The 23,655-nt window shown below is 38.3% G+C and carries 18 protein-coding genes; 12 read left to right on the plus strand and 6 right to left on the minus strand.

Going from position 1 to position 23,655, the window contains the following annotated elements; translation table 11 throughout:
* Positions 1–62: 62 nt before the first annotated feature.
* Positions 63–1,022 (minus strand): KpsF/GutQ family sugar-phosphate isomerase, encoded by a 960-nt coding sequence (locus tag JET18_RS07830; RefSeq protein ID WP_202090052.1) that lies wholly within the window; start codon positions 1,020–1,022, stop codon positions 63–65.
* Between the two features lie 158 nt (positions 1,023–1,180).
* Between JET18_RS07830 and recQ the strand changes: the two genes are divergently transcribed.
* From recQ to JET18_RS07865, 7 genes are all read left to right on the plus strand, one after another.
* Positions 1,181–3,385, plus strand: coding sequence for a DNA helicase RecQ (gene recQ / locus JET18_RS07835; RefSeq protein ID WP_202090053.1), 2,205 nt, complete (start codon positions 1,181–1,183; stop codon positions 3,383–3,385).
* 137 nt (positions 3,386–3,522) lie between these two features.
* Positions 3,523–3,930: a hypothetical protein gene (locus tag JET18_RS07840; protein WP_202090054.1), complete on the plus strand. Its 408-nt coding sequence runs from the start codon at positions 3,523–3,525 to the stop codon at positions 3,928–3,930.
* Positions 3,931–3,940: 10 nt separating this feature from the next.
* Positions 3,941–5,023: a glycosyltransferase gene (locus JET18_RS07845; RefSeq protein WP_202090055.1), complete on the plus strand. Its 1,083-nt coding sequence runs from the start codon at positions 3,941–3,943 to the stop codon at positions 5,021–5,023.
* A gap of 77 nt (positions 5,024–5,100) precedes the next feature.
* Entirely contained in the window at positions 5,101–5,445 is a 345-nt protein-coding gene (locus JET18_RS07850; protein ID WP_202090056.1) for a hypothetical protein, read from the plus strand.
* A 38-nt stretch (positions 5,446–5,483) separates the two neighbouring features.
* Complete coding sequence (locus JET18_RS07855) at positions 5,484–5,870, plus strand: cupin domain-containing protein (protein WP_202090057.1); 387 nt, start codon at positions 5,484–5,486, stop codon at positions 5,868–5,870.
* A 130-nt stretch (positions 5,871–6,000) separates the two neighbouring features.
* Positions 6,001–7,404 carry a dihydrolipoyl dehydrogenase gene (gene lpdA / locus JET18_RS07860; RefSeq protein WP_202090058.1) on the plus strand — a complete coding sequence of 468 codons (1,404 nt, stop codon included), beginning with the start codon at positions 6,001–6,003 and terminating at the stop codon, positions 7,402–7,404.
* A 214-nt stretch (positions 7,405–7,618) separates the two neighbouring features.
* A complete protein-coding gene (locus tag JET18_RS07865; protein ID WP_202090059.1) occupies positions 7,619–8,461 on the plus strand; it encodes an arylamine N-acetyltransferase family protein in 843 nt (280 codons plus the stop codon).
* Between the two features lie 139 nt (positions 8,462–8,600).
* Here JET18_RS07865 and JET18_RS07870 read toward each other — a convergent pair whose 3' ends face one another.
* The gene (locus JET18_RS07870; protein WP_202090060.1) at positions 8,601–9,050 is read right to left on the minus strand and encodes a hypothetical protein; all 450 of its coding nucleotides are present in this window, start codon (positions 9,048–9,050) and stop codon (positions 8,601–8,603) included.
* 136 nt (positions 9,051–9,186) lie between these two features.
* On the opposite strand from JET18_RS07870, the gene JET18_RS07875 reads away from it, so the two are divergent.
* Positions 9,187–10,011 carry a CvfB family protein gene (locus tag JET18_RS07875; protein WP_202090061.1) on the plus strand — a complete coding sequence of 275 codons (825 nt, stop codon included), beginning with the start codon at positions 9,187–9,189 and terminating at the stop codon, positions 10,009–10,011.
* 36 nt (positions 10,012–10,047) lie between these two features.
* Here the strand turns inward: JET18_RS07875 and JET18_RS07880 are convergent, their stop codons facing one another.
* Together JET18_RS07880 and JET18_RS07885 are read right to left on the minus strand one after the other, a co-directional pair.
* Entirely contained in the window at positions 10,048–13,953 is a 3,906-nt protein-coding gene (locus JET18_RS07880; RefSeq protein WP_202090062.1) for a DUF7948 domain-containing protein, read from the minus strand.
* Between the two features lie 128 nt (positions 13,954–14,081).
* A complete protein-coding gene (locus tag JET18_RS07885) occupies positions 14,082–15,131 on the minus strand; it encodes a tetratricopeptide repeat protein (RefSeq protein WP_202090063.1) in 1,050 nt (349 codons plus the stop codon).
* A 182-nt stretch (positions 15,132–15,313) separates the two neighbouring features.
* On the opposite strand from JET18_RS07885, the gene JET18_RS07890 reads away from it, so the two are divergent.
* The 4 genes from JET18_RS07890 to JET18_RS07905 all read left to right on the plus strand — a co-directional run bounded on the left by JET18_RS07890 (position 15,314) and on the right by JET18_RS07905 (position 21,619).
* Positions 15,314–15,907 (plus strand): TetR/AcrR family transcriptional regulator, encoded by a 594-nt coding sequence (locus tag JET18_RS07890; RefSeq protein WP_202090064.1) that lies wholly within the window; start codon positions 15,314–15,316, stop codon positions 15,905–15,907.
* Positions 15,908–16,000: 93 nt separating this feature from the next.
* On the plus strand, positions 16,001–17,350 hold the full coding sequence (locus tag JET18_RS07895) for a TolC family protein (RefSeq protein ID WP_202090065.1): 1,350 nt from the start codon (positions 16,001–16,003) through the stop codon (positions 17,348–17,350).
* Positions 17,351–17,362: 12 nt separating this feature from the next.
* Complete coding sequence (locus tag JET18_RS07900) at positions 17,363–18,424, plus strand: efflux RND transporter periplasmic adaptor subunit (protein WP_202090066.1); 1,062 nt, start codon at positions 17,363–17,365, stop codon at positions 18,422–18,424.
* Between the two features lie 6 nt (positions 18,425–18,430).
* Entirely contained in the window at positions 18,431–21,619 is a 3,189-nt protein-coding gene (locus JET18_RS07905) for an efflux RND transporter permease subunit (RefSeq protein WP_202090067.1), read from the plus strand.
* Positions 21,620–21,989: 370 nt separating this feature from the next.
* Here the strand turns inward: JET18_RS07905 and JET18_RS07910 are convergent, their stop codons facing one another.
* Complete coding sequence (locus tag JET18_RS07910) at positions 21,990–22,436, minus strand: KTSC domain-containing protein (protein ID WP_202090068.1); 447 nt, start codon at positions 22,434–22,436, stop codon at positions 21,990–21,992.
* A gap of 139 nt (positions 22,437–22,575) precedes the next feature.
* On the minus strand, positions 22,576–23,613 hold the full coding sequence (locus JET18_RS07915; protein ID WP_202090069.1) for a hypothetical protein: 1,038 nt from the start codon (positions 23,611–23,613) through the stop codon (positions 22,576–22,578).
* Positions 23,614–23,655 lie beyond the last annotated feature (42 nt).

Raw genomic sequence — 23,655 nt, forward strand, 5'->3', positions numbered from 1 at the left:
CAGACGGCATTTTATGGATACCGTCTGCTGATTTATCGTGAATAGAATAATTTTTTTAATAATTAATTGATCCCTTCATCAAGTAAAGTATGCAGGTCAATAATCCCGAAATAGCTTCCGTTTTCAGTGACGATCAGCTGGCCGATATTGTTTTCTTTCAAAATCTTCATGGCATCTTTTGCTAAAGTATCTCTCTCGATCGTTTTAGGATGGGCAGACATGATGTCTCTTGCCTGTACTTTACTGATATCATCGCCTTTCATCAGCATTCTTCTTAAATCTCCGTCGGTAATCACCCCGATGATCTTTTCGTCGTTGGTGACAACGGTGATCCCGTGGCTGGATGCACTGATTGAAATAATAACATCTCTTACGGGTGCGTTTTCCTCTACCTGCGGCTTTTGCGGAGATAAAAACTGATCTACCTTTGAAACCAGATTCTTTCCTAAACTTCCTCCCGGATGGAATTTAGCAAAATCATTCTCTCTGAAATCATTAAGTTCCATTAAAGCTACAGCTAATGCGTCTCCAAGGGCCATCTGGATCGTGGTAGAACTTGTCGGAGCCAGCTTGTTCGGGCAGGCTTCAACATCTACATGCGTATCCAGAACGATTTCGGAGAATTCTGCCAGCTTACTGTTTTTATTGCCGGTCATTCCTATAAGAGCCGAAGAATAGTCTTTTAAATAAGGAACCAGATTTGCTATTTCAGGAGAATTTCCGGAATTGGAAATACACAGGACTACATCCTGCTTCTGGATCACCCCAAGATCCCCGTGTATAGCTTCTGAAGCGTGAAGGAACTGAGACGGAGTACCGGTAGAATTTAAAGTAGCCACAATTTTATTACCTACATGGGCGGATTTTCCTATCCCTACAACAATTAATTTTCCTTTTGCTGAATGAATGATCTCTACTGCCTGGGCAAAATCCTCATCTATTCTGTTCTTTAATTTTTCAAGTTCTGAAATTTCTATCTCTAAAGTGCTCCTGGCAATTGAAATAATGTCGGTTCTTTCCATTTTATAAGTATAAGGTATACAAAAAATCCAATGAAAAACGTTATATTTAAAAAAGAATATTTAATATAAGTTTTATTTTTTATAAATTCGTTCGCTTTTATTTTAAGCAGAATTTTTATAACTTTGGGTTGGATGCAAATTTAGCAATAGAAAATTAGATGAGCGCAAAAAAAGCCAATTTATCAGGCGAATTGAAAAAGTATTTCGGGTTTTCTACATTTAAAGGCCAGCAGGAACAAATCATTGAAAACCTACTCAGTGGGAAGGATGTATTTGTCTTAATGCCAACAGGAGGAGGTAAGTCATTATGTTACCAGCTTCCGGCACTTATTTCAGAAGGTACGGCAATAGTAGTTTCGCCCTTAATAGCGTTAATGAAGAATCAGGTAGATGCGGTAAACGGCCTTTCATCTGATGACGGGGTGGCGCACGTATTAAATTCATCATTAAATAAGACACAGACAAAACAGGTCTTTGACGACATCAAGGCAGGAAAGACCAAGCTTTTGTACGTAGCTCCGGAATCATTGATCAAAGATGATTATCTGGATTTTCTGAGAGAAGTGAAAATCTCTTTCGTAGCCATTGATGAAGCCCACTGTATTTCAGAATGGGGACACGATTTCAGGCCGGAATACAGGAACCTTAAATCTATTATCGACAGAATCGCCGATGTTCCGGTGATTGCTCTTACCGCCACAGCAACGCCAAAAGTTCAGGATGATATCCAGAAAACACTGGGTATGGCTGATGCATTGGTATTTAAGGAAAGTTTCAACCGTCCTAATCTGTATTATGAGGTACGCCCGAAAGTAAATATAGATAAGGAGATTGTACGTTTCATCAATCTGCATAAAGGAAAATCAGGAATTATATATTGTCTGAGCCGCAGAAAAGTGGAAGAGTTTGCCCAGCTGCTTCAGGTCAACGGGATCAATGCACTTCCATACCATGCCGGACTGGATCAGAAAGTGAGGGTAGCCAATCAGGATAAATTTCTGATGGAAGAAGTGGATGTCATCGTTGCAACTATTGCTTTCGGGATGGGAATTGATAAACCCGATGTACGTTTCGTAATCCATTATGATTTTCCTAAATCTCTTGAAAGTTATTACCAGGAAACGGGTAGAGCAGGAAGAGACGGAGGCGAAGGTCACTGCCTGGCATTTTACGACCCTAAGGATATAGAAAAACTTGAAAAATTCCTTGCACAGAAACCAGTTTCCGAGAGGGAAATCGGGTTGCAGCTTTTGAATGAAGTGGTAGGCTATGCAGAAACTTCAATGAGCAGAAGGCAGTATATTCTGTATTATTTCGGAGAAAATTTTGATCCGGTAAAAGGGGAAGGAGCAGATATGTGCGACAATTCTTCCAATCCCCCGAAATTAAAAGATGCAGTGGCTGATCTTAGGAAAAGTCTGGAACTCATTAAAGATACAGGAGAAAAATTCAAATCCAAAGATCTGATTTCGGTGATTGTAGGAAAAGAAAATGCAGTGACCAAATCCTATAAATTAGAACAGACTTCTCATTTCGGTTTCGGAAAAGAGGAAAAAGATAATTACTGGAAAACCATTTTGAGACAGGCTACTGTTCAGGGTTTTCTACAAAAAGATATTGAAACCTACGGGGTTTTAAAAATGTCTGAAAAGGCCAGAAATTTCCTGAGCGGAAAAACTAAAGAACCGTTTCTGATCGCTGAAGACAGAGAATTTGATCTGAGCCAGACCAAAGCAGAAAATGAGCAGGTACAGATGCAGGCCAGCACGGGAATGGACCAAAATCTATTTGGCCAGCTGAAAGATTTAAGGAAAAAAGTAGCCAAAAAACATGGAATTCCGCCTTATACGGTTTTCATGGATCCCAGTTTGGAGGATATGACGGTTCAGTATCCTGTTTCACTGGAAGAAATAGCGAAAATTTATGGCGTAGGAGAAGGTAAAGCCAAGAAATACGGTAAAGAATTCGCCGATTTCATTAAAGCTTACGTTGAAGAAAACAATATTGAGCGTACCCAGGATATGGTATTGAAACAGGTGGCGAACAAATCCAGCCACAAAGTTTTCATTATTCAGAGTACGGATAAAAAAATAGACCTGGAAGACATTGCGAGAGCCAAGAACCTTTCCATGAACGAACTTTTAAAGGAAATGGAAAGTATCGTTTACCAGGGGACAAAGCTGAATATTGATTATTATATTGAAGATAATTTTGATGAAGATATCGTAGACGGCTTCATAGAATTCATGACAGAATCTGAAAGCGACAGTATGAAAGTACTTCTGGATGAGTTCGGAGATGAACTTTCGGATGAAGAAGTGAGAATGCTGAGAATAAAATTCATCAGTGATGTAGCTAACTAAGAATGAATTTACAGAATAACGAAATAATTTTAAAAGAAATTCTTCCACGGAAGGGTTTCTTTTTTAATATGACGGAGAAGCTGAGAATTGTTTTCTCTTTTTTTTATTTGGGAATTTCCATACTATTTCTTATAAATATGACTTCTTTCTTTTTCTTTTTTGCAATATTTATGTTTGGGACGGGATTATATTTAGCATTTTTCAGATGGATTTTAAGATATTCAGATTTAAAAAATAATTATTATCTCATTACCAATGAGCGAATTATTATTGCTGAGAAGTTAACTAAAAAAATTATAAAGGAAAAAAAATTGGAAGAAATAGATCAGATCAACATCGAAATGAATAATAAATTTTTCGGAAATATTATTTTTGGTGAACCTGAAACTATTTTTGGGAAAAATGATGAGCCTTTTTCTTTTTTTAAAAGAAATGGGATGAACTTCGATGAAGACAAATATGTCTTTTTAAGTGTTGAGGACATCAGCGAAATTATTCCTGTTTTCGAAAGTTTAAAATTAAAGGTTACCAAAACTTTTTACTAATTTTACATAGATGAAAAAGATTTCTGTCATATTTATTCTGCCGGATCTGGAAACCGGTGGCGCAGAAAGAATTGTGACCACTATTGCCAATCATCTTTCCAGAGATCGGTTTGAGCCTAAAATCCTGCTGCTCCGCAAACAGGGCGGATACCTTAATTTTTTGAAAAAAGATGTTGAAATCATTGATATCAATACAGAACGCATCCGACATTCCTTAAAACCTATTCTGGGAGAAATCTACAGACGGAAACCTGATATTGTGTTTTCCGGTTTTGGGGAGGTGAATGCCTATCTGGCCTTGTTTATCAAGCTTTTTCCGAGAACGAAATTCATAGCGAGAGAAACCAATGTGGTGACCCAGCATGTGACCCGGAAAGAGATTAAATTCTTTTATAATTTTTACAATAACTATCAGAAAATCATTGCTCAAAGTGATGATATGATGCATGATCTGGTAGATAATTTCAATATTAAGAAAAAGAAAATTGTCAAAATAAACAATCCTGTAGATTTTGATTTCATCAACGAAAAATTAGCCCTTTCCACCAAACCGGACTGTTTCAAATACAATTACAAAAATGTAGTTGCGATCGGCAATCTGTCGGCCAGAAAAGGCTTCGATAACCTTCTGAAAGTGTTTTCAAGGCTTAAAAATGAAAACATCCTGCTTCACATACTGGGCGATGGCAAAGACAAAGATGTTTTGCTTCAGACAAAAGATTTTCTGGGATTAAAAAATGTCATTTTTCACGGCAGACAGGACAATCCTTACGAGTATCTGAAATACGCCGATCTTTTTATTCTTTCCTCAAGATATGAAGGTTTCCCGAATGTACTTCTGGAAGCGGGAGCGTGCGGAACCTATTCTCTGGCCAATAACTGTCCCGGAGGAATCAATGAGATCATTCAGCATCAGATTAATGGCGAAGTTTCCAATATTGAAGATTATGAAGATTTTTCTCAGAAAATAATGAAGGTTCTTCAGGGAAATTATAACAGAGATGCGATAAAAAACTCCATCAGATCAAGATTCTCAAAGAATATCATTCTCGATAAATATGAAAAGGTTCTGATGGATCTGATGAAGAAATAACGGCCGGATTTGCTTTATGACTTCATATTTTTTTACATTTGATCTTCGTTAATTTTATTTAAAATCAATATTCATCAATGAATACAATCCCCAAAATTGGATGTGCCTGCGAAAAACCGACTTCGGATTACACGGAATACAGAAGTTCTGAATTAGGCATAGACCATACTAACGGAAGATATGGAGAAGTAACTATTCAACAGTGCAAACTTTGTCAGAGAATATGGATTCGTTATTTTGTAGAATATGAAAGTTTTTCCAGGTCAGGAAGATGGTACAAAGGAATCGTTTCGAAAAAAGACCGCTCACAGATAACTCCTGAAAATGCAGTGGAGTATCTGGAAAATCTTGAATGGTATGTATATGGAGGTTCGTTTTTTGAAAGCACAGGAACATTTGGACAAGGAAAGTTGAATGTCTAGTATTTTATGCTGATTTAATAAAAATAAATATCACATCTATGAAGCCGTTTATAATTGTTATTTTGATGCTGAATGCTGTTGTAATGACGGCCCAGCAGAAGTCAATCTCCAGAAAAGAATTATTAAAGACGGCGGTTGATCAGAAAGTTAATTCCACAGAAATTCAGGAAATAACGATGCCGGCGGGAGTCGGGGCACCTGAACATCTGCATCCCTGTCCTGTATTGGGAATAATCAGATCCGGAGAGGCTCTGTTTCAGATAGAAGGGCAGCAGAAGGTGATTCTTCATGAAGGAGACGCTTTCTATGAACCGAAAAATGTGAAAATTCTTCATTTCGATAATGCCTCAGCAGAAAAACCGCTCATTTTTACAGCCATTTATCTGAAAGAAGGCAGCGAAGAAAATATAAAACTGCTGAAATAATAGATTCTGTAAAATGAAAGCATCGAACGAACAATTCCAAAATTGATAAAACTCACTTTGGTGCTTGGTAATTTATATGTAAATTTGTGAGAAGTAAGTAAGATAATAATAAACAAATTCATATAAAAACATGAGTCAATTCGATGTTACCGTAATCGGTTCTGGTCCTGGAGGTTATGTAGCTGCGATCCGTGCAGCTCAATTAGGTTTCAAAACAGCAATTATTGAAAAATATTCAACTTTAGGCGGAACATGTCTTAACGTTGGATGTATTCCGTCAAAAGCGCTTTTAGACAGTTCTGAACATTTCGAAAACGCAAAACATAATTTTGCAAGCCACGGAATCATTATCAATGAGCCGAAAGCTGATATTGCAAGAATCATTGAGCGTAAAAACGAAGTGGTAGATCAGACAACAAAAGGAATCAACTTTTTGATGGACAAAAATAAGATCACTGTTTTTGAAGGTTTGGGAAGCTTTGAATCTGCTACACAGATCAAAATCACTAAAAAAGATGGTTCTTCAGAAACCATTGAATCTAAATATACCATTATTGCAACGGGTTCCAAGCCGTCTTCACTTCCATTCATATCTCTGGATAAAGAAAGAGTGATCACGTCTACAGAAGCCTTAAACCTTAAAGAAATCCCTAAACATTTAGTGGTAATCGGAGGAGGTGTAATCGGTCTTGAACTAGGTTCTGTATACTTAAGATTAGGAGCTCAGGTAACCGTGGTTGAATTCATGGATAAAATTATTCCAGGAATGGATGGTGCTTTAAGCAAGGAACTGACTAAAGTTCTTAAAAAGCAGGGAATGAAGTTTATGCTTTCTACAGCAGTTTCTGCCGTTGAAAGAAATGGAGATACTGTAAAAGTAACGGCTAAAGATAAAAAAGGAGAAGAAGTAGTTGTAGAAGGAGATTACTGTTTGGTTTCTGTAGGAAGAAAGCCGTACACAGAAGGTCTTGGACTTGAAAAAGCCGGTGTGGAACTGGATGAAAGAGGAAGAGTAAAAACAAACGACCATTTGCAGACTAACGTTGCCAACATCTACGCAATCGGTGACGTAATCAAAGGTGCGATGCTTGCTCACAAAGCCAGCGAAGAAGGAACTTTGGTTGCTGAAATCATTGCAGGTCAGAAGCCGCATATCAATTATAACCTGATTCCTGGTGTTGTTTACACATGGCCTGAAGTTGCCGGAGTTGGTAAAACTGAAGAGCAGCTGAAAGAAGAAGGAGTAGCGTACAAAGTAGGTTCTTTCCCAATGAGAGCGTTAGGAAGAAGCCGTGCAAGCGGTGATGTAGACGGACTTGTGAAGATTATTGCAGACGAAAAAACTGACGAAGTTTTAGGAATGCACATCATCGGGGCAAGAGCTGCCGACCTTATCGCAGAAGGCGTTATTGCTATGGAATTCCGTGCAAGTGCTGAAGATATTGCAAGAAGTTCTCATGCTCACCCAACGTATGCTGAAGCTATTAAAGAAGCGGCATTGGATGCTACAGAGAAGAGACCGATCCATATTTAATTTTTGATTGAAAGATTTAAGAATTTAAATATTTAAAGACTAAAGAATCCGCTCACGACCATTTTGTGAGACGGATTCTCTTTTTTGTTTCAATTATTAACAATCAAAAGATGCGTGGAAATGATTGATTTGTCCTAAAAACTCCCTCTTTTGGCCTACTTTCAAGTCTAAACAATCCCGACCTTTGAATAAGAATACATTTAAAATCAGAAATATGGAAAATAAGGAATTAAACCTTTATTTAAAACGAATAGGAGCAGAAGGATTACTGGAAAAAACAGAAAAACCGGAACTTTTAAAAAAGATCCATCAGCTGCATCCCAAACATATCACTTTTGAAAATATAGATACATTCACCGGAGAAACACCATCCTTGCAAGAAGATCTGATCTTCAATAAACTGGTAACGCTTCAGAGAGGTGGTTATTGCTATGAACAGAATTCCCTGTTCAAAAATGTTTTGGAAAGTTTAGGGTTTACCATAAAAATGCACCTGGCGAGGGTAGTGTGGGGCAGCAGAGATGGCTCTGGTACAGCACGTTCCCATATGCTGCTGAGTACGGATGTAGAAGGTGTAAAGTATCTGGTAGACGTAGGTTTTGGTTCCATGACCCTTACCACCCCGATACTGCTGAATACAGATGTTGAACAGGAAACTCCAAACGGTTTATTTCGTGTTGTGCATACAGACAGCTTTTACACGCTGGAAGTTTTAAAAGAGGAATGGCTGCCCATTTATAAATTCTCCCTGGAAGAAGTGGAATTCTCAGATCTGGAAATGGCGAATTGGTATATTGCCACCGGTCCAAACTCTATGTTTAATCAGTTTCTGATGATCACCAGAGTGGATGAAGAAGCCCGTTATGCGCTTTTCAACAGTACATTCAATATCCGTTGGAATGACGGAAGAAAAGAAACATCAGATATAACAGCCCCGGATCAGCTGGCCTTCACATTGAAAACGTATTTTAATCTTCACCATCTGTCTGATGAATTATTGGAAAAGATATATGGAAAATTAAAAGGAATTCAGGCTCAGTTCAGTGTAACGCAATAGAGAAGATTGTTTTTTATAATTGTCAGGAGGTCTGGAGATGGAAGATGGAGGTTATGGAACCCCAAAGATAGAATTACAGTGGGTTTTAATAATTTTTTAAACTGGTTCAACACATGTAAAGTAGCTGTCTTCTCTTTTTTTACATCATTTTTAAACGGTCATAAAAGGCGGAATTTTTCACGGGTGCTATATTAAACTGAACTCCAAAAGTGATTCCTTTAAAATATTTCTCCCTGTGAATGGGGAGTGCATATCCCGTATTGAGATACATGAAATTAAAAAGTGAAAAACCTATTCTTGGCTCTATGGAATAAGGGTTGGCCGACACGCCTAAAAGCTGGCCTTTAATATTGGTATAATACATATTGGCTTCCGGAAGAAACTGGTCCTTATGGTTAATGGAAGTGTACAGCATGGAAGCTCCTATAATCAGGGACTGTTCCCGTGCGATATTGGCTTTAAATTCCAAGCCGGCCTGCACTACATTTCTTCCTGTGAAGCGGTAGGCAATATTAAAAGCGGTCTTATCCCATTGGGCATTCATAGCCGTTGTAATCAAGACAAAGAACATGATAGAATATTTTTTCATATCCATAGTTTAATGAATCAAATGTACAGGTTTTATGGACAGTTTGAGTACAAAAGAATCTTCGAAATCAGGCAAAATAGAAGATGTAGTTTAAAATCTTCAATTTTCCGTACCTTTGTGGCTAATTTTATATTCAATGCAACTCGGAAAAACCCAGACTTTAAAAATTTCAGATAAAAACTATTCAGGATGGATCCTGACGGATGAAACAGGCGAAAAAGCTTTTCTTCCTAAAGTATTTACCAGCGATGAGAAAGAAATTGATGATGATGTTGAAGTTTTTGTCTATCAGGATGACGGCAAATTAAAAGCTACCACTGAAATTCCATTGGCTGAAGTAGGCGAGTATGCGGTAATGAGCTGTGTGCAGAGCCTTCCAAGCGGGGCTTTTATGGATTGGGGTATTATTAAAGACCTTTTTATTCCTTACAAACAGCAGAAATCCAAAATTATTGAAGGCAAAAGATACCTGGTTTATCTTTATGTAGACGAAGACCTGGATCTGATCACCGGAACTACAAAATTCAAAAGAAATCCACAATATCTGGATCTTCCTTTCCAGAAGGGAGACAGAGTAGACCTGCTGATGATGAACGAAAGTGAGCTGGGCTGGAATGTGGTGATCAACAAGCAGTACATCGGATTGGTATATGCTTCAGATGTATTTAAAAAACTGTATCCCTTATCGGAAGAAAGTGGTTTTATCAAAGCCATCCGTGAAGACGGTAAGATTGATGTTTCCCTGCAGCCGGAAGGTTTTGAGAATATTGACGAGTTTAAACAGAAAATCCTGACTAAGCTGGAGGAAAACTACGGACTCCTTTACCTGTCCGACAAATCATCCCCAGAAGAGATCAAAGACGAGCTTCAGATGAGCAAGAAGAATTTCAAGAAAGCACTCGGCGGATTGTATAAGGATAAGATCGTTGATATTTCAGAAGATAAGATAAAATTGTTATAAATAAAAAACGGGCAGAATTTTCTGCCCGTTTTTCTTTTAATCTCTGTTCTTTACCAGAAGCCATCCGCTGTACGTTCTTCCGTCTGAAACTTTAATGGTGTACCAGTAGTTTCCTGTAGCTACAGACTGCTGATGATACTTCCCATCCCATACAAAAGGTTTCTTCGTGATAATTTCTTTTAAAATAACGAATCCTTTTCTGTCGTATAAATAGATTTCTGTTCCCGGATAGTTTTCCAGTCCTGCAATTTTCCAGGTATCATTGTTTCCGTCACCGTTCGGCGTTATAGCATTCTGAATATTGAAAATAGAGAACTTTTTCTGTCCGATGATACAACCAGATTTTGTTCTGACATAAACTGTATATTCTCCTGTCCCCAAATGAGTAAAAACATTGGAATCCTGCCACGTGAAATTATCTAATGAATATTCATAGTTTCCTGATGCAGAAAGGACTACAGTAGCCGTATTGTTATTGATATTAACGGCTACAATGGTGGCCAGAACAGAATAAGTAACCTGAACAGATTTCGTATTCTCGCATCCAAAAATATTTTTCACAGTCACAGTATACGTCCCCGGCGTAGAAACAGTAATGGATTGACTGGTTGCTCCGGTGCTCCAAAGATAAGAGGCAAAGCCTGGTCCGGCATCCAGTGTAACGGTTTTGCCTTCACAGAAATCTGCCTGATCAGAAAGTTCAATGACAGGTTTGGGATTTAACGTTAAAGTAAGTCTTACGGTATTAAAACATCCGTCAGCAGTAGCCACTTTTACTGTGATAACCGTTGTTCCAGTGTTTAAAGTATAGTTAGCCGGATTGGTAATGATATTTCCGGCACTATCAGTATAGGTGAAAATATAATTTCCCGGATTGTTGATGATATTACTTTCATACGAATGAAGATTTACACTCATCGTATTTGCCGTGGAGCTGTTGCATAATACAGCCGTATGGTTAGCTGCAGGAACATTATTGACTGAAAGTGTAACGGCTATAGCCAGTTTCTCAGATTCACATCCGTTAATGGTTTGAGTCACATAGTAAGTCTGCCCGTGAACAAGAGGTGTCGTAAGCGGAAGAACATTTCCTGAAGCATTATAAAATAGAATAGATGTTCCTGTTATCACCAAATTGGCCAGCGTAGGCGATGCTGTTGCACAGAATTCCTGAGCCGTATTTGCTGTTGGAGTTGGTGTACTGTTTACGGTCACCTGAACAGCTATCCTGCTACTTTCACATCCGTTAACGGTTTGGGAGGCATGATAAGTTTGTCCATTCACCAGAAGAGTTGTAGCAGCCAGTAGATTTCCTGCAGCATCATACCATTTGATATTCTGACCCGTACTCTGAAGATCGGAAACTTTTGGATTATTGGAAGCACAGAAAACCTGTGCAGCATTTGCGGCAGGCGCTTGAATGGCATTTACAATAACGGTTTGGTTTTGTGTGGCTATATTTCCGTTTCCGTCATTATAATTCCAGTGTATGGTATACGTTCCCGGAATTGAATAAGAAAGAGGATCTGTTGTAGCAGCTGTAATGGTTCCGGCGCAGTTGTCTGCTGCTGTTGGAATATTGGTAATCACTGTATGGCAATCACCTGTAATAGTCGGAAGTGTATTAATATTTGGAACAGGGGCCAGGTTATCTCCAACTACAACGTTTACCGTAAAACTACCATCGCAGGCTCCGGATCCGGAAACCTGGCAGGTATAGATTCCTGAATGGGCTGCTGTAGCATTGGGAATGGCAGGATTCTGTAGATTTGAAGTAAATCCATTGGGTCCTGTCCAGCTGTAGACAGATCCGCCGGTAGCATTTAATTGGAGGGTAGAGTTCGTACAGACTGGTGAGTTGGAAGTGACAACTGCAGCAGAAGTACAGTCCTGAAATTTGGCAATAAAAATATCATTTCCGCCTCCTGGTTGTTGCTGAAACGTTCCCGGAGTTGCAATACCTGCTGTATTTCCGCTGGACATTCCTGTGAAATAGATGGCTCCCTCGTTATCTTTCGTAACCAGTCCTAACTGTGTGGCTCCGTTTCCAGTATAATAAGTTCCCCATTCTTTGACATCATTTTGATTATATTTAATGAGAAAGGTAGAAATATACATCGGAGGCATTCCCATATACGCACCTGGTGTAGAGATATCCGGCTGTCCGCTTGAATGAAGACCTGTGAAAAAAATATTTCCTGATGAGTCGGGATAAGCATTCAGCTGGTAGCCAGCCTCAAAATTAAAGTAATTCTTAGTGATAGTATTGGTATTTAAATCTACACGCCAAACTCCCGGCTGTCCGGAAGGAAAAGAAGGTGTGGTATATTTTCCGGGTAGAATTAAAGTATTATTTACAATTGCACCTTTCCATATTACTTCTGCATATTCATTTCCGTAATAGCTGGATCTCAGCAATGTATTCCCATTTTTTGAAAGCTTTAAATAGATTCCGTCTACACTTCCTCCTTTCACTGGCTGAAATGCATTGATCATTGGAATATTGGCAGACTGCGTCAGTCCGATCATCTCGAGATTGTCAACAGATGACATGATGTGTACAATAGTCGTAGACCCATCTGCTTTTCCAAAATAGGTAGCCCAGTCCACAGCTCCGCTTACCGAATCCAAGGATGCCAGAATACCGTCCGTCATTCCTGAAGGAGTGAGTTTGGCGGTCTGCATGGCATTGGTCGTAGGAAAATCATCACTGAATGTATCTCCGCCCAAATAAACATGATTCTGATTGTAAGAGACTGTATAAAGCCCCTCATCTCGGGTTGAATTAAATTCTTTTTGAAAAAGTAAGGTTCCTGTACTGCTGAATTTTACAAGGACGATATTTTTATTATTGGGTCCTCTTTGAACAGTTCCTCCCGCAAAAACATTGAAATTTTCGTCGAAATCCACATCTTCAAATGTATCTGTCATCCACGATCCATAATAGGTTCCCCAAAGTCTTTGTCCGGTTTTGGTGAGTTTCATTACATAAGCATCAAAGTTTCCTGCCAGAGTCTGCTGGTACGTTCCCGTAGTCGCAAAGTTGGTCGCACTTGAAGTAGCTCCGATAAGGTAACCGGTATTCTGTACATCAGTTTTGATCTTTCCATAATCTTCACCTGTGCCTCCTGCATAGCTTCCCCAGATTCTTGTTGGAACGGGATCAATAACAATGGTTTTATCAGATACATTCACAGGTGCGTTGAACCCAAATATCTGATCACCCAGATCTTTAAAAGAAACATCAATATTTTCTTTTCTACTGCCCAAGATCCAGCTATTGGGAATATTTTCATGAATTTCCCCAAAACGTACATTCATAGCCAGTTTTCCGGCTTTGATGGAAGTGGGTGCACCATTGAATTTCATCTTTATATCGGATATTTTTCCACCGGGGTTGATGATGAAATTATATTCAACAGGCTTTAGAGTATCTTTTGGTTTGAAAAATACCAGATCAATATGAGGATAGATATCTTTGTAGATAAGCTTTTGATAACGGTGAACATTGGTAATGCCTCCCGGTTTTTCAGACAGATTATAATAGTTATCGTAATCCGGAGATTTTCCTTCTGCTTTGAGCGATGCATTTTTATTGGAATTGATCAGCTCAATATCAATTCTATGAAAAAGCTGTTCATAATTAAATTCATCTAAATGATAAGATTTTGAACCAGAAACTGTGTTTTTCAGATATTTTGAAGAATTGAGGTTCGGTGTCTTTTTGGTTTCGTATACATCATATGAAAAACCATTGGCCCGCAATTGTACATTTAATCCTGCAGAATGATACAAATATTTAACATCTTTGTTTTCTTTCCCATTCTGATCAACAATTTGTCCCTTGTTTTCGTAGAAATAGTAATCGTTGTTTTGTGTCTTGTCTTGAGAATAGGATAGTGCACAGTGAAGCACCGTGAACAGAAATAAAATCTTTCGCATCAGTTATTATTTTTTTTGCGGCAAAGATATAAAAATGCCTCACTTGACAGGGAATAAGGATTAGTAATTTCAAACTGAATAGTCAAAATTAATATTGAAGGAGTTTACAGGAATATGAACTGTTTTATTTACTTATTACAGTGTGTCTTGTAATAAACCTCTGCTTTCTTTTGACCATACTGTATCAGCTCAGTCCATTTTTTACACGCTTCATCTTTCTTTCCTAATGTATGGTTTATAGCTGCATAGTTGTAATGTGAATCAAAATTATACTTATCTCTTTCAAATGAAAGTTTAAAATTCTGTAAAGCACAATCATATTTTTCGTTTTCAACACATTTGATTCCTTTGACAAAATACTTAAGTGATTCCTGAGGGTTTTGGAATGGGTCAGGAAGAATAATATCATTATAATCGTGGGTATTATAATCCGTCACAATACGTGAATAGCTGATCGTAGGAGTTGTTGAATATTTATAAAGAGCGAGAATAAAAGGCATTTTTATAAATTTAAAAGCTTTTACTGCACTAAAATCCCATGATTTAAATGTAGAATTATATATGGCTTCTAGCCTGCCACGATCCTGAAGTGAAAGATTTCTAGAATCAGTGAAATGAGCCTTTACAGTTTTCATTCTCATATCAAAAAAAAGATAACCTTTTGCTCTGAAAGGAAAATTGGAACTTGATGTAAACTCATCACCAAAAATATTGACTTTAGGTACTGGAGATAGTGCTGTTGTGGATGTTAATGTATCTCTGGCATTGTTTTTTAAAAGATCCTGTTCCTTCTGAACATCATATCGGGTCAAATAATATCGGATGTGAAGGCTTTCTTCTCTTTCTTCATTACCATCAACAAGTATTAAGTCAGATTCTGTTAATTTTTCGATAATTATAAAATGGCCTTCAGCCATCGAAAGTTTATTTCCGTTAGTTTTGTATTTGTAAGGAAAAGGATTTGTTTGGTTTCTCAAAAATTCTGTTGAATAATATGAATTAGATTGAAAAATGAATACCTTATCCCAATTTTTCATCTGTCTAAAGGGAATATACCTGCTTCCGTCTTTAAACTCCTTCTTATTCACGATCCAGTTCCCCTCCAATAATTTGAAATTTAGTTGTGCAGTTAAGGCGGAAAAACTTAAAATAAGAATAAAGAGAAAGTTTTTTTTCATAATCATTGATTTGGCGGCAAAGATAAAAAAATGCCTTTCCCACCCAAGATTAATTCATAATAATCTCAAACTGAACATTAAAAACATGATGCAAATCATAACAATTTTGTTTAATTATTTTGTTTAACAATTTTGTCAAAAACAGAATTTGATTTACATTTGCACAAAATTGTTTAACAATAATGTCAAATCAAGCGAAAAAAGACCAAACACAGGAATTGATCAAAGAGACAGCGAAGAATTTATTCTTTGTGAAAGGGAAATTTGATGCTACTACCCAGGAGATTGCGGATGAAGCCGGAGTAAACAGAACGCTTATTAACTACTATTTCCGTTCAAGAGATAATCTCATCCAGATTATTTTCGATGAAGCTCAGCGGGTGGAACAGGAGAAATCCAAGATCATTCAGAATGCAGATCTTCCTTTTAAAGTAAAGATCAGCAAGTTTATAGAAGGCAGTCTTTCTACCAGCCTTCAGTATCCGTATCTGGAAACCTACATCGTTTCACAGATCAATAAGGGGAACTGCCATCAGAGAGAAATTGAAGAAGATGTACTGGATACTCTGTATAAAGACATCGAGAAAGAGATGGAACTGGGAAATATAGAAAAGATGGCGCCCGTTCAGTTTATCCTGAATATGGTTTCACTTCTTGTATTCCCAAGTGCTGTAAGGCCTTTGTTTATGGAGAATCTGATGATCAGCGATGCGGAATATGATAAAATAATTTCCGAAAGAAAAGAGATCATTATCAACATGCTTTTCAAAAATTAAAAAAATGTTAAAGTATTTTATGAAATGATTCGTCCTTTAGAAACAAAACGTAGACAGGAAAATTTAATTAAAAAAATAAACGAAGTATAAATTATGAAAAGAAAACGTATAACTGCTCAAAAGCTAAAAATTGGGATAGCTGCAGCGTTTATGATTTTCGGCTTTTCATCAGTATCTGCCCAGCAGCAGGTTTCTTTACAGGAAGCCATCAAGCAGGCCCTGCAGAATAAAGCGGAAGCTAAAAAAGCAGCATTGCAGATCAAAAAAGCTGAATATAAAATTGATGAGGCCCGGGCCGGAGCTTTACCACAGATCAGCGCCACGGCAGGTTTAACCTATAATCCGGTGATTCAGGAATCTTTGCTTGAATTCGGAGGAGAGAGAATCAGAGCCCAGCTGGGACAGCCCTGGAGTTCAAGTGCAGTAGTTCAGCTTCAGCAGGCGATCTTTGACCAGAGAGTATTTACCGGTCTTAAGGCGGCAAAATCTACAAGAGAATTCTATGTACTGAATGCACAGCTGACCAACGAACAGATCATTGAAAATGTGGCCACAGCGTATTATCAGGTTTTTGTACAGGAAGAGAATCTTAAAACAGTAGAAGCAAGCTATGCCAATACCGAAAGAGTAAGAAATGTAATTAAAAGTCTGGTAGATAACGGTTTGGCGAAAGCGATCGATTTAGACCGTACCAACGTACAGCTTACCAACATCGGTTCCAATAAGCAGCAGCTGATCAATTCCGTTGAGCTTTCAAAAAATGCTTTAAAATTTTATATGGGAGTTCCCATTGGGACAGACATCGAGCTTGAAGAAAAAACCATCGAGCCGAAACCTGAACTGATTGCCAGCAATGTGAATCTTGACAACCGTACCGAGCTTAAAGTTTTAACCAAAAACAGAGAGCTTCTTCAGTTTAACAAGAAAGCTACAGAAGCCTATCTGTATCCTACAGTGAGCCTTACTGCCAATTACGGCTGGGCTGGTATGGGTAAGAAATTTCCTTTAACAAACGGTCTTAATAATGGCGTTCTTTGGAGTGATTATTCCGCGATCGGTCTGAACATCAACGTTCCGATTTTTACCGGAGGCGCTACTAAAGCTAAAATTCAGCAGGCTGAAATAGATATTCTGGACATTGATCAGGATATTCAAAAGACGCAGCTGAGCCTGGATCTTGATTATAAAAATGCCATCACGAATATGGAGAACTCTATCATCAATATTCAAAGCATGAAAGACAATGTGGAACTTGCTGAAAGAGTTCAGAAGAATACACAGTCCAATTACCAGTACGGTTTGGCAACACTTACCGAAGTATTGGATTCTGAAAACGCTTTAACACAGGCAAAACAGAACTATTCCAACGCATTACTGGATTACAAGCAGGCTGAGATCAAGTTAATCAAGGCTAAAGGAGAACTGAACACACTACAAAATTAATACTCAACTAAAATGAAAAAAACTTTAATATATATCATCGTAGCAGCGGTCTTAGTCGGTTTAGCGGCTTACAAGATTGCAGATAATAAGGAGAAACAGACCAAGGAAGTAAAGGAAGTTGCTAAACAGGTTGACAAAATCAACGTGAATGTAGTAACCGTTGCAAGAGAAAATATCAATACAGATTACTCAGCCAACGGAACTTTCATTCCCAAGCAGGAAATGAACCAGTCTTCTGAAATTGCCGGACGTATTGTAAGTGTTCTGGTAAAAGAAGGTTCAAGAGTTTCTGCGGGACAGACTTTAGCCGTGATCAAAAAAGACGCGATTGAGGTTGACGTCTCTCAGGCTCAGAATAATTTGCAAAATGCCATTATCGATAACCAGCGTTATGAAAATGCCTTTAAAACCGGAGGGGTTACCAAACAGCAGGTAGATAATTCAAGATTACAGCTGAAAAATGCTCAGGCAGCCGTAAGAGCACAGGGAGTAAGAGTAAATGATACCAGCATCCGTGCGGGAATCAGCGGAACGATCAATAAAAAAATGGTTGAACCCGGAACAGTGGTTTCTGTAGGAACCTCTATGTTTGAGATCGTTAACATCAACAGTCTGAAACTTTCCGTATTAGTAGACGAAAGCCAGGTGGGAAGAATTGCATTGGGTCAGGAAGTTCCGATTAATGTAAATGTTTTACCTGAAGATTCATTCAGCGGTAGAATTACATTTATTGCTCCTAAAAGTGATGCTTCTTTAAATTTCCCGGTTGAAATTGAAGTTCAGAACAGAGGAAACTTAAAAGCAGGTATGTACGCAACAGCTTTATTTAAAACCAATCACGGTGCTGAAACTCAGAATATGCTGACCGTTCCGGCAGAAGCTTTTGTAAACGGAGTAAGCTCAGGGCAGTTATTTGTGGTAAGCAATGGAACGGCTAAACTGATCAAAGTACAAACCGGAAAAGTATACGGTGACAAAGTTCAGATCTTAAGCGGACTGAATGGCGGAGAACAGGTAGTGACCAGCGGACAGATCAATCTTGATAACGGTTCGAAAATCAACATCGTAAAGTAAGATAAGATGAAGTTAGCAGAAATATCCATTAAAAGGCCGTCCCTGGTTATCGTATTGTTTACGATACTTACGTTGGGAGGTTTATTAAGTTACTCCATGATGGGGTACGAGTTGATTCCGAAGTTTGAAACCAATATGGTAACCATTTCTACGGTATATCCGGGAGCTTCGCCTGCTGAGGTGGAAACTTCGGTAACCCGAAAGATTGAAGATGCCGTAGGTTCCCTGGAAAACGTAAAAAAAGTAGAATCTTCATCTTACGAAAGTTTATCGGTCATCATGGTTCAGCTGAATACCGGTGCCGATGTAAACTACGCTTTGAATGATGCTCAGAGAAAGGTAAATGCTATTCTGGCAGACCTTCCGGATGATGCAGATCCACCATCTTTACAAAAATTCTCATTGGATGATCTTCCGATCATGACGTTGAGTATTTCCAGTAACAAGCTGAATAATAAAGATCTTTATGACCTTTTAGATAAAAAGATAGAGCCTATTTTCTCCCGTGTAAACGGTGTGGCTCAGGTTGACCTAGTAGGTGGACAGGAGAGAGAGATTCAGGTGAATTTAGATGAAAAGAAAATGCAGGGGTATGGTATTGCCATTGCAGATGTACAGCAGGCCATTCTTTCCTCCAACCTGGATTTCCCGACGGGAGCTTTGAAGACAAGAACTTCAAGATCTACGATCAGACTTTCCGGAAAATATAAAAGTGTAGATGAGATGAACAGCCTTGTGGTTTCCAATAAAAATGGAGCTCAGGTTCGTCTGTCTGATATTGCAACCGTTTTCGATACACAGAAAGATGTAGAGAAAGTGGCAAGATACAACCAGAATTCAACGATCTTACTTCAGGTTAAAAAGCAGTCTGATGCCAATGCGGTTTCCGTTTCGGAAGCTATTCAGAAAACAATTGATAATGTTCAGAAAGATTATCAAACGCAGGCAATTAAAATCAATACCGTAGATGACTCAACAGACTTTACGCTTGAAGCTGCAGACCACGTAATTTTCGATTTATTCCTGGCGATTATACTGGTAGCTGTAGTAATGCTATTGTTCCTTCATAACATCAGAAACGCATTTATTGTAATGGTTTCTATTCCGATGTCATTGATTGCAACGGTAATTGGAATGTATCTGATGGGATATACCCTGAACCTGATGAGTTTACTAGGACTTTCATTGGTTGTGGGTATTCTTGTGGATGATGCGATTGTAGTACTGGAGAACGTTTACCGTCACATGGAGATGGGAAAAAGCAGAATCCGTGCAGCCTTTGACGGAGCTTCGGAAATTGGATTTACGGTAACCGCTATTACCTTAGTAATCGTGGTGGTATTCTTACCGATTGCGATGAGTTCAGGGTTGGTTTCTGATATCCTTGCACAGTTCTGTGTCACGGTTGTTATTGCGACATTATTCTCGTTATTGGCTTCATTTACCATCATTCCTTGGTTATCTTCAAGATATGGTAAACTGGTGCATCTGACAGGTAAAAATCCTTTTGAGAAATTTATCCTTTGGTTTGAAAAGCAATTGGAAAAATTCACGCACTGGATCACAGGAATTCTGGAGTGGGCTTTAAAAACGACGTTAAGAAGAATTATGACAGTGGTTGTAACATTCATTATCCTGATTTCTTCATTCATGCTGGTGGCTTTTGGATTTATCGGTGGTGAATTCTTCCCTAAAATGGACAGAGGCCAGTTCCTTGTTCAGATGGAATTACCAAAAGATGCTTCCGTAGAAAAAACCAATCAGATTACTTTAGCGGTTGAAAGATACCTTAGAAATGATAAAGATGTAGTGGATATGATCACCACGGTGGGTCAGCAGTCATCAGGTTTTGGCGGGGCACAGGCTACATTGTATCAGTCAGAGATTCAGGTGATTTTGGTAGATAAATCTGAGCGTAATGAAAGCACGGATATCAAGTCTGCAAAAATCAAGAGAGCTTTAGAAGAGAAATTCACAGGTGTTGAGTTTAAAACGGCACCAATCGGATTAATGGGAGCAGATAATGCACCGATTGAAATGGTAGTGACAGCTCAGGATAACGAAACGGCGAACAAAGAAGCGAACAGAATTCTTGAATTGCTTAAAAAAGTTCCCGGTTCTGTGGATGCAGAATTATCTACTGACTCTGGAAACCCGGAAGTTCAGGTGAATATCGACAGAGATAAAATGGCGTCTTTAGGCTTAAATCTTTCCAGTGTAGGACAAACGATGCAGACTGCATTCAGTGGAAATACAGACGGAAAATTCAGAGCCGGAGAATATGAATATGATATCAACATCCGTTTTGGTGATGCGAACAGAAAGTCTATTGATGACGTAAGAAACCTGATGTTTACAAACCCTCAGGGTGAGCAGATCAGACTGAGCCAGTTTGCAGATGTAAAAATGGGTTCAGGACCGAGTTTGCTTGAACGTAGAGATAAATCACCTTCTGTAAAGGTAAAATCTAAAGTGGTAGGTCGTCCTGTGGGAGACGTTGCCAACGAATGGGCCGCTCAGTTTATGGAGAACGAGAAGACCAAACCGGCTGGAGTAAGCTATATCTGGAGTGGTGATATGGAAAACCAGACTGAAGGTTTCGGTACGTTAGGAATTGCCTTGATGGCCGCTATCGTATTGGTTTACCTGGTAATGGTTTCACTGTATGACTCATTTGTATATCCGTTCGTGGTATTGTTCTCTATTCCTCTGGCATTGATCGGGGTAATGGTTATCCTTGCCATCACAGGAAACTCATTGAATATCTTTACAATGCTGGGGATGATCATGTTGATTGGTTTGGTAGCGAAGAACGCGATTATGATCGTTGACTTTGCGAATATGAGAAAAGAAGCAGGGGCCAATACCCATGACGCTTTGATTCAGGCGAACCATGCCCGTCTTCGTCCGATCCTGATGACAACGATTGCGATGATCTTCGGTATGATCCCGATTGCGATTGCAAAAGGAGCAGGAGCAGAGATGAACAACGGATTGGCCTGGGTAATTATCGGTGGTTTGACATCATCATTATTCCTGACGCTGATCATTGTACCGGTAGTGTATTCATTATTTGATTCTATTCTAAGAAGAATGGGCAAAGGTGAAAAAGTAGACTACGAAGCTGAAATGAAAGCTGAATACGTACATAAAGAACTAAGTGAAGACGGATACACCCCGAAACACGTAGAATAAAATATTTAACCTCAATTAACCTAAAAGCGCATCAGATTTCTGATGCGCTTTTTTTGATTTAAAAATTGGTACTGAATTCCTCGAAGTCACCAATTTGAATCATAAACCTGAAAGTTGTTGGATTAACGCTAGGACGCAAAGATTATTTATAAAAATACTGTGGAAAAGACGCAAGGATTTTATCGAAGATAAAATTGAATGCCATTGAGACATATTCCAGCATACAGATGAGCTGAAAATCTTTGATTTTCTCGCGCCTTAAAACAGCTTTAATAATGAAAAACTTTGCGTCTTTGCGATTTCCAACAAAAACTCAATAAAAAAGCTTCCAGAATGAACTGAAAGCCTCTATTATCTTGTAGGTGGAAAATTAATCTGCCATCGCCTCACCGGCTTTTCTGTAGATAAAACTTCCGTAAATATGTCTTCTTGCAAAACGGCTTGGTGAATCGGAATTAACCATTTTAATGTACGTATTTCTTGGAACCCCAATATATTCGTACATATTTCCGTTCAGATGCTGAACTTTCAAAACTGCTTTTTCAAGATAAAAATCCTGAATATTAGATTTTGTAATCGTTTCAGTATATTCCTCTTTGTATTTTTCCTGCGTTTCCGGGTTGATACTTACCAAAAAGTGATAGGCTTCAATCACAGATTTGCTTTTTTCTTCTGCCTCCAGCTTTCCGGCTTCGTCATTAATAAATTTATCAGGATGCGAATCTTTCATCGTATTTCTGTAAATTGTTTTTAACTCCTTTAAAGTAACGGTTTTATCAACCCCAAGAAGCTTTCTGTGTTCACCAACTCTTTTCATATCTGATTCCTTATTTCGGGGTGCAAAATTAAGGAATTTAATTTACAAAATCATAACTTATTCATTATTAATTTATTTGGAACCGGAAAGGAGTGGAGAAAACATCCAATTACTTGTTATTGTTTGTGATAACATGGGTTTATTGCATATGCCGATCCCAGCGCTTGTGCCAGGCTGTTAAGGAATCAAGCTTTACTTTGTCTGCTTTTTTCTCAAAATCATTCGTTATTTCTGAGAAATAATCAGAGGTGTCGTATTTTTTAAGCAAATAGTAGATGTGTTCTTTGGCTGCAATATTATTTTTAGAAGCGGTAAATGATGTTTTGTAAGCAATATCATTCATTAGTTTTTTTGCGCTTTCAGTTTTATATTGAAGAGTGGCTTTAGTCAGATCTTCAAGTTCAAAAAAGCTGTTATTAGCCTGAATTTTTTCTCCCTTTACTCTTTTATCATAAAATTCCTGTAAAATAGACAGATAAGAAGGTTTAGGATGTTTTCTGATATATTCCACGGAGATATTCATATGGATATCGCTGTCTTCAGAAATATTTTTCTTCAGGAAATCTTTAATGATCAGGCTGTCTTCCGGTTTGTTGTAATTGGTGAAATAATTGAGCAGTGCAAAGTTTCCCATATAATGATTAGCTCCTTTTGTTATCATTTTTTTGATAGCAGGATAGTACGCAGGGTCCGGATTTTTCTCGTGATCTAGCAGATACATAAAAATATAACCATCGAGGTGTGTTCTATGTTCAATATCAGCAAGAATGGTTTCAAACAGTTTCTTTTTCTGGTCTTTTGTGAATATATTTTTTTGGCTTTCCCAGAACATCATAGCTTCCGGAACAGTCATTTCATTAAGGGTATCATAGCTGGTACTGATGACAGATTGTTTTTTGTTGTCCAGATTTTTCATGAGAACATCAAAACATTCCTCAGGATATTTTTCAAGCAGAACGCGATAAAAATACAGGGCTAGCTCCGGATTTTCATCGGAAGAAAGTCTGATGATATCTCCTTTGGAAAACTCATCCAGCAGATTTTTCCTGAATCCTTCATCGAATCTGGCTTCATTTTTTTTAGTAATTTTCTCAATGACGGCCTGCTGCTTTTCACTGTAACTGCAGGATGTAAGAAAGAGGAGAAGAATGATGGGTAGTAAGGTATTTCTTTTCATTGAAGAAGACAGGTTTATGATTTTTATTGATTTTTAAGTAAG

Source organism: Chryseobacterium endalhagicum (assembly GCF_016745235.1).
GTDB classification, from domain to species: Bacteria; Bacteroidota; Bacteroidia; order Flavobacteriales; family Weeksellaceae; genus Chryseobacterium; species Chryseobacterium endalhagicum.